Raw genomic sequence first — 14,774 nt, 5'->3', positions numbered from 1 at the left:
GGTACCGAGCGAGTAGCTCGCGGATCGCGCATCGGTACAGTTTTCTCGCTCCGACGGCGCGGCGGCCCCTTCCCGGGCCGCCGCGCCGTCGGCGTACCAGGAGGTCACCGTCGAGATGACGATCGAGGCCGGGTCGGGTGACGGCTGGGTCCACTGCGCCCTGGGGCACCGGCACTGGGGCCTGTTCGGCGCGGCCGGGCTGCTCGTGCGGCACCACGACGACGCCGACCCGGTGGGCGTCGACCGGGTGCTGCTGCAGCACCGGGCGTCCTGGAGCCACCACGGAGGCACCTGGGGGATCCCCGGCGGTGCCCGGGACCGGGGGGAGTCCGCGGTGCAGGCGGCGCTGCGCGAGGCGGCCGAGGAGAGCACGCTCGACGTCGCCGGGCTGGCACCGGTGCGGGAGTTCGTCGACGACCACGGCGGCTGGAGCTACACCACCGTCGTCGTGCGGACACCGGACGCGCCGCCGGTCCGGGTGCGGGGCGCGGAGAGCACCGAGCTGCGCTGGGTGCGTACCGACCGGCTGGGCGAGCTGGAGCTGCACCCCGGTTTCGCGACGAGCTGGCCCACGGTCTCGACCCTGGGCGCCTGACCCCTAGGCTCGACCGCCGTGGGGAGACTGGTGGTCGTCGAGGGGCTCGACGGCGCGGGCAAGCACACGTTCACCACGGCGCTGGTCGCCGAGCTGGGCGGGCGCGGCGCCTCGGTCGCCACGCTGGCCTTCCCCCGGTACGACGACGACGTGCACGCGGAGCTGGCCCGCGACGCGCTCTACGGGCGGATGGGCGACCTGGCCTCCTCGGTGCACGCGATGGCCGTGCTGTTCGCACTCGACCGGCGGGCGGCCGCCCCCGGCCTGCGCGAGGCGCTCGCCGCCCACGACGTGCTGCTCGTCGACCGCTACGTCGCCTCCAACGCGGCCTACAGCGCCGCCCGGCTCGGGCAGGACGCCGCGGGCGAGGTCGTCGCCTGGATCCGGGCGCTGGAGATGGACCGGTTCGGCCTGCCGGTCCCGGACCACCAGCTGCTGCTCGCCCCGCCGCGCGAGGTCGCGGCCGAGCGCGCACGGTCCCGGGCGGCCGCCGACGCCGCCCGCGCCCGCGACGCCTACGAGAGCGACGACGGCCTGCAGACCCGCACCGACGCCGTCTACCGGGCCCTCGCGGCCGGGTCGTGGCTGAGCCCGTGGACGGTGCTCGACGACCCCGCCGTCACCCCATCGGCGCTGGTTCCCGCCCTGCTGCACGGGGCCTGACCGGACGACTGGGATAGTGGGGCCCATGAAGTCGCGCGTACTGGTGGTCGACGACGACCCGGCCCTGGCCGAGATGCTCACCATCGTGCTGCGGGGCGAGGGGTTCGAGACAGCGGTCGTGTCCGACGGCACGCGGGCGCTGCCCGCCGTCCGGGACACCCAGCCGGACGTGGTGCTGCTCGACCTGATGCTGCCCGGCATGAACGGCATCGACGTGTGCCGGGCGATCCGGGCGGAATCCGGCGTCCCGATCGTCATGCTGACGGCCAAGAGCGACACCGTCGACGTCGTGCTCGGCCTGGAGTCCGGTGCCGACGACTACGTCGTGAAGCCGTTCAAGCCCAAGGAGCTCGTCGCACGGATCCGGGCGAGGGTCCGCCGCAACGACGCCGAGCCCGCCGAGCAGCTGTCCATCGGCGAGATCGACATCGACGTGCCCGCGCACCAGGTCACCCGGGAGGGCCGGCCGATCGCGCTGACCCCGCTGGAGTTCGACCTGCTGGTGGCGCTGGCCCGCAAGCCGCGCCAGGTGTTCACCCGCGAGGTCCTGCTGGAGCAGGTGTGGGGCTACCGGCACGCGGCGGACACCCGGCTGGTGAACGTGCACGTGCAGCGGCTCCGGTCGAAGGTCGAGCGCGACCCGGAGCGCCCCGAGGTGGTCCTGACCGTCCGCGGGGTGGGGTACAAGGCCGGTCCTCCGTGACCGGCGCGCCGTGGGTGGTGCACCGGCCGTGGTGACCGGCCGCCGCGGACTCCGCACCCGGCTGGCCCGGCTGCCCGGCGCCCGGCGGGTCGCCCGCGTGCTGGGCCCGCTGCGGGTGCAGGCGCGCGAGCTGGGCGCGCTCACCGCCGCGGCCTGGCGGCGGTCGCTGCAGCTGCGGGTGGTCACCTCGACGCTGGCGCTGTCGTCGGCGGTGGTGCTGGTGCTCGGTCTGGTGCTGCAGAGCGAGATCGCCGAACGGCTGCTGCAGAGCAAGCTCGACGCCGCGATCTCCCAGTCGGACGCGAACCGGCAGGTCCTGGAGGGGCAGCTGGCGAGCGTCGACCCGGACCGGGAGGGCGTGCAGGAGACCCTGGACAGCGCCCTGGAGCGGCTGACCGACACCACCGGCCCCGGGCGGGCCGGGTCGGCCGGGGAGTTCAGCGCCGCGCTGACCACGGGGTCGGCGAACGGGCCGGAGGTGTCGGCGGGCGACGTCGGCCAGATCACCGCGCGCCAGCAGGACATCACCGCCCGCGGGTCGCTGGACAGCCTGAACCGCCAGTACACGACCGTCGACGGCGTCCCGAACCTCGTCATCGGGCAGAAGATCGCCACCGCGGGCCGGGAGATGCAGTTCTACCTGCTGTTCCCGCTCAACGGTGAGCAGCTGACGCTCGGGCTGGTGCAGAGCACGCTGATCGTCGGTGGGCTGGTGCTGCTGGTGCTGCTGGCCGCGATCGCCAGCCTCGTCACCCGGCAGGTCGTTCGTCCGATCCGGCACGCCGCCGACGTCGCCGAACGCTTCGCGGGGGGACACCTCGACGAGCGGATGGCCGTCCGCGGCGAGGACGAGGTCGCCCGGCTCGCCGAGTCCTACAACGAGATGGCGGGCAGCCTCGCCGCGCAGATCGCCCAGCTCGAGGAGTTCGGTGCGTTGCAGCGGCGGTTCACCTCCGACGTGAGCCACGAGCTGCGCACGCCGCTGACCACCGTGCGGATGGCCGCCGACGTCCTCTACGCCTCCCGCGACGAGCTGCTCCCGGCGCTGCGCCGCAGCTCCGAGCTGCTGGTCACCGAGCTGGACCGGTTCGAGGAGCTGCTCGCCGACCTGCTGGAGATCTCCCGGCTCGACGCCGGCGTGGCCGAGCTGGGTGCCGAACGGGTCGACCTGTCCGCGGTGGTGCGGCGGGCGACCGACGCGGTGCGCGGCATCGCCGCCGACGCCGGCACCGACCTCGTCCTGGACCTGCCGGCCGGCGAGCTGATCGAGGCCGACCCGCGCCGGGTGGAGCGCATCGTGCGCAACCTCGTCGCGAACGCGATCGACCACGGCGAGGGCCGCCCGGTGGAGGTGACGGTGGCCGGTGACCACGCCGCGGTCGCCGTGGTCGTGCGCGACCACGGCGTCGGGCTGCGCCCCGGCGAGGCCGACCTGGTGTTCAACCGGTTCTGGCGGGCCGAGGAGTCGCGGGCCCGGCGCAGCGGCGGCACCGGCCTCGGGCTGTCGATCAGCATCGAGGACGCCCGGCTGCACGGCGGCTGGCTGCAGGCCTGGGGGGAGCCGGGCAACGGCTCGGCGTTCCGGCTGACCCTGCCGCGCGAGGTCGGCGGGCACATCACCGCCTCGCCGCTGCCGCTCGGCCCACCGGCCGCGGACGCCGGGGAACGGCGCAACGGCAGCTCGGTGCCGACCCCGCCGCAGGGGATCGGCCGCGAGCTGCGTGAGGAGGACCTGTGGCGGCTGCGGGCCGAGGAGCACGCGCCGATGCAGCCCGCCGAGCGCGCCATCATCGACCCGGGTGGCGACCGGTGACCGCCCGGCCCGCGTGGGCGGCCCTGGTCGTGGCGGTCGTCGCCGCCGTCGTCGCCGGGTGCGCGACGGTGCCCCAGCAGTCCGACGTGCAGGTGCTGCGCCAGGGCGAACAGGCGGCCGAGCGGGACCTGAGCGGCCCGATCGAGGACGACGAGCCGCTCGGCCTGGTCCGCGGGTTCGTCTACCGTTCCGGCTCGCCCGACGACCGGCACGCGCAGGCCCGCCGCTACCTGACGGCGTCGGCGTCGGGATGGGACGACGCGGCGTCGCTGACCGTCCTGGACGACCGGTTCGACACCGTGGTGTCCCCGGACGGCGGCACCCCGGGCCCGGACCGGATGACGGTGCGGGTGCGGGGTACCCGGTTGGGGACGGTCGGGCCCGGCGGGGCGTTCGAGTCCTCGCCGCAGCGGGTCGAGGTCGACGTCGGGGTCGTCCGGGAGGGTGAGCACTGGCGGATCGACCGGCCGCCGCCCGGGGTGATGGTCCGGCTGGCGGACTTCCGCCTGTACTACAGGGAGCTGCAGGCCTGGTTCGTCGACCCGGTCCGCCGGATGTTGCTCCCCGACGGGCACTACATCCGCAGCGGGCGTCCCGGCGAGCTCGCGATGGACGCCGTCGACGTCCTGCTGCGCGGGCCGTCCACCGGTCTGGCCGGGGCCGCGGTGACGATGTTCCCGGCGACCGCCCGGATCCGGTCGGCCACCACCGACCCCGCGGCGGGTACCGCGTCGATCGACCTGACCGGGGTGTCGGGGCTGTCCGTGCAGGACCGGGAGCTGCTCGCCGCGCAGGTCGCGCAGACCCTCGGCGGGGTGGGCGTCCCGCGGGTGGAGCTGCTGACCGACGGCGGACCACTGGTCCCCGGCAGGCCGACGGTGGCCGCCGCGGACCAGGCCGACCTCGTCGCTGGCCCGGGCCGGGCCCCCGCCTTCCCCTACGTCGTCGACGGTGGCCGGGTGCACCAGCTCAGCGCGACCGGCGTCAGCTCGCCGGTCGCCGGGCAGGCCGGGAACGGCTCGTTCGACATCACCGAGGCCGCCGCGTCCGCGCGCAGCGGGCGGATCGCCGTCGTGTCCCGGGAGTCGACGGGCACCCAGCGGCTGCTCACCGGCCCGCTGGGCGGCGAGCTGACCGCCACCCCGGTGTCCGGAGCGGACGTCCGCTCGCTGAGCTGGAACGGGCCCGGCGACGAGATCTGGGCGGTCGTGGACGGCAGGCTGCGCCGGGTCCTCGTCCCGCGGACCGGGCCACCGGTCGAGGGCGCGGTGGACGCGGGCAGGCTGGCGCCGCTGGGCCGGATCGGGGACATCGCGCTGGCGCGTGAGGGCGGCCGGATCGCCGTCGTCGCCGACGGTGCGCTGCTCGTCGGCCCGATCGTCCCGCTGGAGGCCGGCGAGGTCGCCGTCGGGCCGCTGCGCCGGCTGCGCCCCGGCGACCTCGACGACGTGGTGTCGGTCGACTGGCATTCGGCGGACCGGATCGTGGTCGCCTCCGACTCCGACCGCCCCATGTCCGAGGTGAGCGCCGACGGGCTCCGTCTGGACCAGATCCCCGGGACGAACCTGACCGCGCCGCTGCGGGCACTGGCCGCCGCCGAGGGGCGCCCGCTGTACGTGACCGACCGGACCGGCCTGTGGAGCTACACCGGCAGCGAGTTCGACGCCTGGCAGCAGGTGGGCGGGACCGGGGCGGCCACCCAGCCGTTCTACCCCGGCTGACGCCGTCCCGGTGACCGGACCGCCGGCCTGTGGACAACTCCGGAGCATGTGGACAACCCGCCTTCGGCGGGCTCCGACGGCGCCGCGGTGACGGTGGCCGGGGCGAGTATCGGTGTCGTGACCCCCACTCGAGCCCCGTCCCCGGCCGCCGCCCTGCTGGACCTCCTGCTGCCCCGGACCTGCGGCGGCTGCGGTGCCGGGCCGCCCGGTGGCGGGGGCTGGTGCCCGGCCTGCGCGCAGGACACCCCGGGTCCGGTGCCGGTCCGGGTATCCCGCGCCGGCCGGGTCGCGGCGGCCGGGCGCTACCGCGGGCCGCTGCGCCGCGCGGTGCTGGCCTACAAGGAACGCGGCCGGCGGGACCTGGCGCCGGACCTGGCCCGGCTGCTGGTCGGACCGGTGTCGGCGGTGCTCGCGCCGCGGGCCGACGGGACGCCGGACCCGACCGCGGTGCGCCTGGTGCCCGTCCCGTCCCGGCCGTCGGCGGCCCGGGTCCGCGGCGGCGACCACGTGGTGCGGCTGTGCCGGGCGCTGGCGCCGCTGCTGACCGCGGCCGGGCTACCGGCCCGCACGGACGCGGTACTGGCCCTGCACCGCCGCGCCCGGGACTCGGTGGGGCTCGACGGCGCGGGCCGGGCGGCGAACCTGGCCTCGGCGCTGCACCCGGCCCGCGCCCGCGAGCCGGTTCCGGCGGCCCTGGGGGAGGCGGTGCTGCTGGTCGACGACGTCGTGACCTCCGGGGCGACGCTGCGCGCCTGCGGGGCTGTGCTCGCCGGGGCCGGGTTGCCCGCGGTGGGCGCCGTGGTGCTCGCCGACGCCTCGGCGCGGCGACGTCGACCGAACCACTGATTGTGACGGCTGTCACATAGGGAGGCGGTCGCGTGCCGGTCCTGTCGGGGGTCCACTGTGGTCGTCGGGCGCGCGATCCGGAGGTCGGCGCGCCAGTCCGGGGCGGTGGATCACCCGGGTGCCGCGGAGTCGTCGCACACCGCGTCCGTCGGCGCCAGGCCGTCCACCCGACGGGTCGGCGAACGACCTGTCCCGGAGGCAGATTTCCCGATAACGTCGGCCGAACTCCGACCGCTACCACATCAGGAGGAACGACCGCGAGCCCACCCCCTGGGGCCGTCGTCGGGTCCCGGGTTCAGCACGACTGAAGCGAGGGATGTTCGAGTGGAGATCGTCGTCACCGGCCGCAACGTCGAGGTGCCGGAGCACTTCCGTGGCCTGGTCCAGGACAAGCTGAGCCGTCTGGAGCGCCACGACCACAAGATCGTCGGAATGGAGGTGGAGCTCTTCCACGAGCCGAACCGCCGTCAGCAGAAGTCCTGCCAGCGCGTCGAGATCACCGGACGTGGCGGCTGCGGAGCGGTCGCCCGCGCCGAGGCCTCCGCCGCCGACTTCTACGCCGCACTCGACCTGGCCGTCGGCAAGCTCGCCGAACGGCTGCGCCGCTCCCACGACCGTCGCAAGCCCAGCCGCCGCGACCGCGTCGCCGCCTCCCGCGCCGCCGCCGACGCCTCGGCCGTCGCGCTGATGGAAGCGGCTCCTCCGATGACCGACACCATTCCCGCACCGCGCAGCCACGACGAGTCCCTGACCGACGACGAGCTGGCCCGCCTCGAGGAGCAGTGGGAGGCCGAGTACCGGCCCGGCCGCATCGTCCGCGAGAAGTCCCACCCGGCCACGCCGATGAGCGTCGACGAGGCGCTGTCGCGGATGGAGCTCGTCGGCCACGACTTCTACATGTTCTCCTGCAGCGAGACCGGCCGTGCCTCGGTCGTCTACCGCCGCCGCGGCTACGACTACGGCGTGATCCGGCTCGACGGCTGAGCACCCGCGCCCGACGGTGCCCCGAACCGCGGCGGGGAACGCCTCCCCGCCGCGGCGCGGGTCATCGCCCGGGTGCCCGTACCATGGTCGGCGGGGTCGGTCCGCCGCGCGGCGCCGGCGCCGCGCCGATGCCGTCCGAGGCGTCGGGACGCGGCGCGGAGACCGTGGTGGGAGGCCCCGTGTCCTGACCGCGACGTGAATGAGGTCGGCAGTGCCCTTCCTGAGTCGACTCCTCCGGGCCGGCGAGACCAAGCTGGTGAAGCGGCTCGCGAAGATCGCCGCGCACATCGACGGACTGGAGCCCGAGTTCGAGGGCCTCACCGACACCCAGCTGCGCGCCAAGACCGACGAGTTCCGTCGTCGCCACGCCGACGGCGAGTCGCTCGACGACCTGCTGCCCGAGGCCTTCGCCACGGTGCGCGAGGCCGCGCAGCGCACGCTGGGCCAGCGCCCGTTCACCGTGCAGCTGATGGGTGCCGGCGCGCTGCACATGGGCAACGTGGCCGAGATGGGCACCGGTGAGGGCAAGACCCTGACCTCGACGCTGGCCGTCTACCTCAACGCGCTGCCCGGCGACGGCGTGCACGTGGTCACCACGAACGACTACCTCGCCAAGCGCGACTCCGAGACCATGGGCCGCATCCACCGCTGGCTGGGTCTCACCGTCGGCGTGATCCTGTCGGAGATGACCCCGGCGCAGCGGCGCGAGCAGTACGCCTGCGACGTCACCTACGGCACGAACAACGAGTTCGGCTTCGACTACCTGCGCGACAACATGGCGTGGAACACCGCCGACATGGTCCAGCGCGGGCACAACTTCGCCATCGTCGACGAGGCGGACTCGATCCTCATCGACGAGGCCCGCACCCCGCTGATCATCTCCGGTCCGGCCGAGCAGAGCGCCCGCTGGTACCAGGAGTTCGCGCGGCTCGCGCCGATGCTGTCCAAGGACATCCACTACGAGGTCGACGAGCGCAAGCGCACCGTCGGCATCACCGAGGAGGGTGTCGCGCTGATCGAGGACCAGCTCGGCATCGACAACCTCTACGAGTCCGCGAACACCCCGCTGGTCGGCTACCTCAACAACGCGGTCAAGGCCAAGGAGCTGTTCAAGAAGGACAAGGACTACATCGTCAACGACGGTGAGGTCCTGATCGTCGACGAGTTCACCGGCCGGGTGCTCGCCGGTCGTCGCTACAACGAGGGCATGCACCAGGCGATCGAGGCCAAGGAAGGCGTCGAGATCAAGCCGGAGAACCAGACCCTGGCGACGATCACGCTGCAGAACTTCTTCCGGCTCTACGACAAGCTCGCCGGCATGACCGGTACGGCCCAGACCGAGGCCGCCGAGCTGCACGAGATCTACAAGATGTCGGTCGTCTCGATTCCGCCGAACCGCCCGCGGGTGCGCGTCGACCAGTCCGACCTGATCTACAAGACCGAGCCCGCGAAGTTCGAGGCGGTCGCCGACGACATCGCCGAGAAGCACGAGAAGGGCCAGCCGGTCCTGATCGGCACGACGAGCGTCGAGAAGTCCGAGTACCTGTCGAAGCTGCTGCTGCGCCGCGGCGTGCCGCACGAGGTGCTCAACGCCAAGAACCACGCGCGTGAGGCGCAGATCATCGCCCAGGCGGGGCACGCGGGCGCCGTCACCGTCGCGACGAACATGGCCGGTCGCGGCACCGACATCATGCTCGGTGGCAACCCCGAGTTCCTCGCCGACCTGGAGCTGCGCAGCCAGGGGCTGGACCCGGTCGAGACCCGTGAGCAGTACGAGGCCGCGTGGGACGCGGTCCTCGACCGCATGCGCAAGCAGGTCAAGGCCGAGGCCGACGAGGTCCGCGCCGCGGGCGGTCTCTACGTGCTCGGCACCGAGCGCCACGAGTCCCGGCGCATCGACAACCAGCTGCGCGGCCGCTCCGGCCGCCAGGGCGACCCGGGTGAGTCCCGCTTCTACCTGTCCCTGGGCGACGAGCTGATGCGCCGCTTCAACGGCCAGGTCGTCGAGTCGATCATGAACCGGTTCAACCTGCCGGACGACGTGCCGATCGAGGCGGGGATGGTCACCCGCGCGATCCGCAGCGCGCAGACCCAGGTCGAGCAGCAGAACTTCGAGATCCGCAAGAACGTCCTCAAGTACGACGAGGTCCTCAACCAGCAGCGCAAGGTCATCTACGACGAGCGCCGCCGGGTCCTCGACGGCGAGGACGTGCAGCGTCAGACCCGCAACATGCTCGAGGACGTGATCCACGCCTACGTCGTCGGGGCCACCGCCGAGGGCTACTCCGAGGACTGGGACCTCGAGAAGCTGTGGACGGCGGTCAAGGGTCTGTACCCGATCCAGCTCGACTGGCGCACCGTCGCCGAGGACATCGACGACCTGTCGGCCGAGGAGCTCGAGCGGGTCATCCTCGCCGACGCCGAGGCCGCCTACGCCCGGCGTGAGGCCGAGATCGACGCGCTCATCGGCCCGCAGGGCGGCATGCGCGAGCTCGAGCGCCAGGTCCTGATGCAGGTCATCGACCGCAAGTGGCGCGAGCACCTCTATGAGATGGACTACCTCAAGGAGGGCATCGGGCTGCGGGCGATGGCCCAGCGCGACCCGGTGATCGAGTACCAGCGCGAGGGATTCGACATGTTCTCCGCGATGCTCGAGGGCATCAAGGAGGAGACGATCGGACACCTGTTCAACGTCGTCGTCCAGGTGCAGCAGCCGGCCGCGCCCGTCCAGGAGGCCGAGCCGGAGACGACCGAGATCCCGGTCGTGCGCCGGGTCCCGGCCGAGGACCCCGCCGAGTCCACCGTGGTCCTGCCCAACCTGTTCCGCACCAGCCCGCCGCAGAACCTGCAGTACAGCGGTCCGGGTGAGGACGGCGGGGTCGCGCGTCGCGGTGACGGCGGGGCGGCCGCCCCGGGCACCGGTCGTACCGGCCGCCACCAGGTGCCGGCCCGTGGCAACGGGGCCTCCCCGACCGGCGACGAGGGCGTCAACCGCGCCGAGCGGCGCCGCGCGGAGAAGGCGCGCCGGCGGCGCTGAGACCGTGCGCCGTCCGGTGGGGCCTCCCGCCGGCGGCGCCGCTCCCGCGGTCGCGACGCCCTCACGAGCGGAGGCCCGACGGCAGGCCTCCCTCGATCCCACCGGCAGGACGTGCACGAGCGGGCACCCGGACGCGGGTCTCACACGAGCCGGACGGCGGTCGCGAGCCACCGGCCGTCCGGGGTGCGGTCCAGCCGCAGCGCCAGGGCACGTACCCGCCCGCCGACGGTGACGGTCGCACAGACCTCGGCCACGTCCGGCCGGGGCAGGCCCACGTGCACCCGCGGCGCCCGGCGCGCGGTCGGTCCGCCCGGACGCCCGCAGCCGGGGGCACCGGCCCGTCCTCCGACGCCCGAGAGGCCACGGGACCGGTGGCCCGAGTGCACGAACCGGGCCGCGGTCAGGTAGCGACGCACCGCCGGGGTGGTGACGGCCGCGACCCCCTCCGGCGGGCGACGCCCGGCGAGCACCTCGGTCAGCAGCCGGACGATCCCGGTGGCCGGGGCCCGTACCCGGGCGAGGTCGGCCGGGGAGACGTCCTCGGGCACCGTCGGCACCGGGACGGGGTGGACCGCCTCGCGCGGTGCGGGCGCCGGTCCGGAGGACATCCGGAAGCCACCGGGCAGCACGACGACCACCCCCGGCGCGAGCGGTTCGGGCACGTCGGCGGGGGTCCGGGCCAGGAGCGGTGCAGGTCCGGACGGCAGGGCCGGCGCCGGCTCCTCGGCGGCCCCGGGGCGGGCGGTGTCGGTGCGTGGACCGGATCCGGCCCCGGAGTCCGCTCCGGTCCGCGTCCGGCCTCCGGCATCCGGGGCGGTGTCGGCCCGCACGTGGGTACCGCTCCCCGGAGCGGTACCGGTCCGGGTGCGGGCACCGGCATCCGGGTCGGCGTCGGTCGTCGTCGTGGTCACGGCGTCAGACTGCGGCGCGCCCCGACGCCACGGCGGGAACCGGCCCGCGTCCGCCACCGGACCGTCCGGCTCCGCATGGTCCGGCTCCGCATGATCCGGACCAGCACGACCCGGGGGAGGCGGGTCGGGCCGCGGCTGATCCATCGGCGTGGGTGGCCGTGTGTGGCCCACCACGGCGACGGCGGCCGGTGTTCGCGAACGCGACCGGCTCCGCCCGACCGCGCCCGACCGCGCCCGCCGGGCCCGGCCCCGTCCTACCCTCCCGCGATGCCCGCACCCCGCCCACCGGGACGGATCGATCTCACCCCGCCCCGTCTCGTCGCCGCGCCCGACCCGGTGGAGGGCCCCGCGGAGTCGATGGCCGACCTCGTCGTCCGGGCCGGGGCGGCGGTGCTCGCCGAACGTCGCCGGCGGACCGGGGCGCACGGCCTCGGCGTCACCGGGTTCGCCGTCCTCGACGTGCTGCAGCGGTGCGGCGGGCTCGCCCAGCGCGAGCTCGTGGCCCGGGTCCGGGTCGCCCCGACCAGCCTGACCCCGGTCGTCGACGCGCTGGAAGCGGCCGGGTTGGTGGCCCGCCGCGGCGACCCGGCCGACCGGCGGGTCCGGCTCGTCGCGCTCACCGACGCCGGACGGGACCGGTGGCGCGCCGCCCGTCCGGACGGTCGCGGGCCGTGGCTGCGGGAACCACCGGACGGACTCGACGCCGCCGTCCGCGACTATCTGGTCGCGGTGATCGTCGACCTGGAGCAGGATCGGTCCGACGCGACGTGATCGGCAGGGGAGTGCGATGGGGCGGACCGCGGTCGAGGTGGTCGACCTGGTGAAGCGGTATCTGAAGGCGAAGGGCAACGCCGTCGACGGCCTGTCGTTCTCGGTGGCCGAGGGCGAGGTGTTCGGGCTGCTCGGCCCCAACGGCGCGGGGAAGACCACGACCGTCGGCGTGCTCACGACCCGCGTGGTGCCGACCTCGGGCACGGCCCGGGTCGCCGGTCTCGACGTGCGCACCGACGCCGTCGCCGTCTGCGCGAAGCTGGCCGTCGTCCCGCAGCGCCAGAACCTGGACCGGTCCCTCGGCGTCCGCGACAACCTGATCTTCCACGCCGCCTACCACGGTGTCGGTCGGGCCGAGCGCAACCGCCGCGCCGACGAGCTGCTGGAGCGGATGGGGCTGACCGACAAGGCGAAGGCGGTCGCCGACGACCTCTCCGGCGGTCAGGCCCAACGCGTCATGATCGCCCGCGGGCTCATGCACCGGCCGGAGGTGCTGTTCCTCGACGAGCCTTCCACCGGCCTGGACCCGCAGGCCCGGCTGTTCGTCCACGACCAGATCGGTGGCCTGCGCGACGAGGGCGTGACCGTCGTGCTGACCACCCACGACATGGACGAGGCGCACAAGCTGTCGGACCGGATCGGGATCGTCGACCACGGCAGGCTGCTCGCCCTGGACACCCCGGACGCGCTGGTCCGGTCGCTGCCGGGGAGCGCGACGGTGGAGATCGTCGCCGACCACGGCCCCGGTGCGGCGGAGACGCTGCGGGCGGCGTTGGCCGGGCTGGGCGGTGTCGCCCGCGCCGAGACCCCGCCGGGCCGCGGCCCGGGGGAGAGCGGCACCGCGACGGCGTTCCGGCTGTCGGTCACCGGAGAGCCGGCGGCGTTGCTCGCACCGGCCGTCGACCTGCTCGGGCGGCACGGCGCCACGGTGCGCGACGTCAGCCTGGGGCAGGCGACGCTGGAGGACGTGTTCATCGACCTGACCGGGAGGGACCTCCGATGACCGGGCGCGCCTTCCTGGCGGTGCTGCGCCGCGACCTGTTCGTCACCGGCCGGGAGCTGCCGTCGTTCCTCGCCCAGACGCTGGTGCAGCCGTTCTTCTTCCTGCTGGTGTTCGTCGTGGTACTCGGCCGCGGCGGCTTCGTCGCGCCCGAGTACGGGCAGATCATGCTGCCGGGTCTGATCGCGCTGAACGCGATGTTCGGCGCCTTGCAGGCGGTGACGCTGCCGCTGGTGTTCGAGCTGTCCTGGACCCGGGAGATCGACGACCGGCTGCTCGCGCCGATGCCGGTGTGGGCCGTCGCCGTCGAGAAGGTCGTCTTCGCGGGGCTGCGCGGCCTGATCGCCAGCCTGCTGATGGTGCCCATCGGCTTCCTGATGATCGACATCCGGTGGCCGGTCGAGGGGCTGGCGCCCGCGCTGCTGATGGTGGTGCTGGGGAGCCTGCTCGGTGCGGCGATGGGGCTCACGCTCGGCACCGCGGTGCCGCCGCGGCGGATCAACATCCTGTTCGCGGTGATCTTCACGCCGCTGCTGTTCACCGGCTCGGTGCAGTACCCGTGGCTCACACTGGCGGACCTGCGCTGGTTCCAGGTGCTGTCGGCGCTCAACCCGCTGACCTACGTCAGTGAGGGGATCCGCGCGTCGCTGGTGCCGCAGGTCCCGCACATCCCGCTGTGGGTGTGCGTGCTCGTCCCGGTGGCGGCGATCGTGCTGTTCACCCTGCTGGGGATCCGCGGTTTCCTGCGCCGCGCGCTGGACTGAGCCGCGGCGGTCGAGCGGCGAAGCAGCAGCACTGAGCCGCGGCGGTCGAGCGGCGAGGCAGCAGCACTGAGCCGCGGCGGTCGAGCGGCGAGGCAGCAGCACTGAGCCGCGGCGGTCGAGCGGCGAGGCGGCAGTGCTGAGCGAGGGCCCCGGGCGGCCGCGACACTCGGTACCGTCGGTCGCGTGGCGGACACCCGGACCCTGCGCGGCCTGATCGTCGACTACGGCGGTGTCCTCGACGACCCCGCCGACGGCGCCCTGCTGCTCGCCTACGCCCGTCGCGCCGCGGCCGCGGGAATCCGCACCGCGCTGTTCTCCGGCGCGCACGCGGTGCCCGACGAGGTCGCCGCGGCGTTCGGCACGGTGCTCCTCGGCGCGGTCCGCGGCGCCCGCAAGCCGAGTCCCGACTCCTTCGCCGCCGTCGCGGCGGAGCTGGGCCTGCCCGCGGGGGACTGCGTCGTCGTCGACGACATGGGGGCGTGTGTGCGCGGCGCCGCCGCGGCCGGGGCGGTCGGGGTGCGGCACACCGGCGCCGAGACCACCCTCGGCGAGCTGGAGGTCCTGCTCGGGGTCCCCGCCCGGGGCTGAGCCGCCGGGGACCGGGCCGGGGGGGGCGTGACGTGCGGAGGCGCCGCCCGCGGTGAGCGGACGGCGCCTCGTGGGCGGCCCGGCGGTCGGCCGGGTCGGTCGTGCTCTGCCTACTGCTGCGAAGGCTTACTGCTGCGGAGGCGGCGGCGGGGCCTCACCCGGCGCGGGCGGCGGCGGGGCCTGCCCGTCCGGGCCCGGCTGCTGGGCGGTGGTGTCGCCGGTGCCGGTCTTCTCCCGGGCGAACTTCGTCGCCGCGTCGATCTGGCCGTCGTGACCGGCGTACTTCTGCTTCGCCGCGTCACCGGCCTTGTTCAGCGCCTGGTCGACCTTGTCGTCGTGCTGGCCGAGCAGTTCCTTGGCCTTGTCCAGGAAACCCAT

14 protein-coding genes are annotated in these 14,774 nt (G+C 74.6%); 12 read left to right on the top strand and 2 right to left on the bottom strand.

The annotated features are described in order from the left end of the window. Window positions 1-115 precede the first annotated feature (115 nt). From Ae717Ps2_RS22090 to secA, 8 genes are all read left to right on the top strand, one after another. Window positions 116-595, top strand: coding sequence for an NUDIX hydrolase (locus Ae717Ps2_RS22090; protein WP_075310358.1), 480 nt, complete (start codon window positions 116-118; stop codon window positions 593-595). Window positions 596-613: 18 nt separating this feature from the next. Next, complete coding sequence (locus Ae717Ps2_RS22085; protein WP_075310360.1) at window positions 614-1,258, top strand: dTMP kinase; 645 nt, start codon at window positions 614-616, stop codon at window positions 1,256-1,258. Between the two features lie 25 nt (window positions 1,259-1,283). After that, window positions 1,284-1,961, top strand: a complete 678-nt coding sequence (gene mtrA, locus Ae717Ps2_RS22080) for an MtrAB system response regulator MtrA (protein ID WP_020622190.1) — start codon at window positions 1,284-1,286, stop codon at window positions 1,959-1,961. A 31-nt stretch (window positions 1,962-1,992) separates the two neighbouring features. Continuing rightward, window positions 1,993-3,774, top strand: coding sequence for an MtrAB system histidine kinase MtrB (gene mtrB / locus Ae717Ps2_RS22075; RefSeq protein WP_075312826.1), 1,782 nt, complete (start codon window positions 1,993-1,995; stop codon window positions 3,772-3,774). Continuing rightward, window positions 3,771-5,495 (top strand): LpqB family beta-propeller domain-containing protein, encoded by a 1,725-nt coding sequence (locus Ae717Ps2_RS22070; protein WP_075310362.1) that lies wholly within the window; start codon window positions 3,771-3,773, stop codon window positions 5,493-5,495. The genes mtrB and Ae717Ps2_RS22070 overlap by 4 nt, the downstream gene beginning before the upstream one ends. A 117-nt stretch (window positions 5,496-5,612) precedes the next feature. Then, on the top strand, window positions 5,613-6,341 hold the full coding sequence (locus Ae717Ps2_RS40090; protein ID WP_075334345.1) for a ComF family protein: 729 nt from the start codon (window positions 5,613-5,615) through the stop codon (window positions 6,339-6,341). A gap of 324 nt (window positions 6,342-6,665) precedes the next feature. Then, window positions 6,666-7,325 (top strand): ribosome hibernation-promoting factor, HPF/YfiA family, encoded by a 660-nt coding sequence (hpf, locus tag Ae717Ps2_RS22060; RefSeq protein ID WP_020622735.1) that lies wholly within the window; start codon window positions 6,666-6,668, stop codon window positions 7,323-7,325. Window positions 7,326-7,536: 211 nt separating this feature from the next. Further along, window positions 7,537-10,362, top strand: a complete 2,826-nt coding sequence (secA, locus tag Ae717Ps2_RS22055) for a preprotein translocase subunit SecA (protein ID WP_139318935.1) — start codon at window positions 7,537-7,539, stop codon at window positions 10,360-10,362. Between the two features lie 140 nt (window positions 10,363-10,502). Here the strand turns inward: secA and Ae717Ps2_RS22050 are convergent, their stop codons facing one another. Then, complete coding sequence (locus tag Ae717Ps2_RS22050) at window positions 10,503-11,273, bottom strand: Rv3235 family protein (protein WP_139318936.1); 771 nt, start codon at window positions 11,271-11,273, stop codon at window positions 10,503-10,505. Window positions 11,274-11,540: 267 nt separating this feature from the next. Here Ae717Ps2_RS22050 and Ae717Ps2_RS22045 point away from each other — a divergent pair, with 267 nt between their 5' ends. The 4 genes from Ae717Ps2_RS22045 to Ae717Ps2_RS22030 all read left to right on the top strand — a co-directional run bounded on the left by Ae717Ps2_RS22045 (window position 11,541) and on the right by Ae717Ps2_RS22030 (window position 14,396). Beyond that, window positions 11,541-12,044, top strand: a complete 504-nt coding sequence (locus tag Ae717Ps2_RS22045) for a MarR family winged helix-turn-helix transcriptional regulator (protein WP_075333850.1) — start codon at window positions 11,541-11,543, stop codon at window positions 12,042-12,044. Between the two features lie 16 nt (window positions 12,045-12,060). Then, a complete protein-coding gene (locus tag Ae717Ps2_RS22040; RefSeq protein WP_075333849.1) occupies window positions 12,061-13,047 on the top strand; it encodes an ABC transporter ATP-binding protein in 987 nt (328 codons plus the stop codon). After that, a complete protein-coding gene (locus tag Ae717Ps2_RS22035) occupies window positions 13,044-13,808 on the top strand; it encodes an ABC transporter permease (protein ID WP_020622729.1) in 765 nt (254 codons plus the stop codon). The genes Ae717Ps2_RS22040 and Ae717Ps2_RS22035 overlap by 4 nt, the downstream gene beginning before the upstream one ends. A 183-nt stretch (window positions 13,809-13,991) precedes the next feature. Next, window positions 13,992-14,396: an HAD-IA family hydrolase gene (locus Ae717Ps2_RS22030; RefSeq protein WP_020622728.1), complete on the top strand. Its 405-nt coding sequence runs from the start codon at window positions 13,992-13,994 to the stop codon at window positions 14,394-14,396. Window positions 14,397-14,522: 126 nt separating this feature from the next. Here the strand turns inward: Ae717Ps2_RS22030 and Ae717Ps2_RS22025 are convergent, their stop codons facing one another. Next, the gene (locus Ae717Ps2_RS22025) at window positions 14,523-14,774 is read right to left on the bottom strand and encodes an antitoxin (RefSeq protein WP_020622727.1); all 252 of its coding nucleotides are present in this window, start codon (window positions 14,772-14,774) and stop codon (window positions 14,523-14,525) included.

The sequence above is a fragment of the Pseudonocardia sp. Ae717_Ps2 genome, from assembly GCF_001932475.1.
In the GTDB taxonomy this organism is placed as follows: Bacteria; Actinomycetota; Actinomycetes; order Mycobacteriales; family Pseudonocardiaceae; genus Pseudonocardia.
Note: the sequence above shows the minus strand (reverse complement) of the source record. Positions and strands in the feature narration are given on the sequence as shown.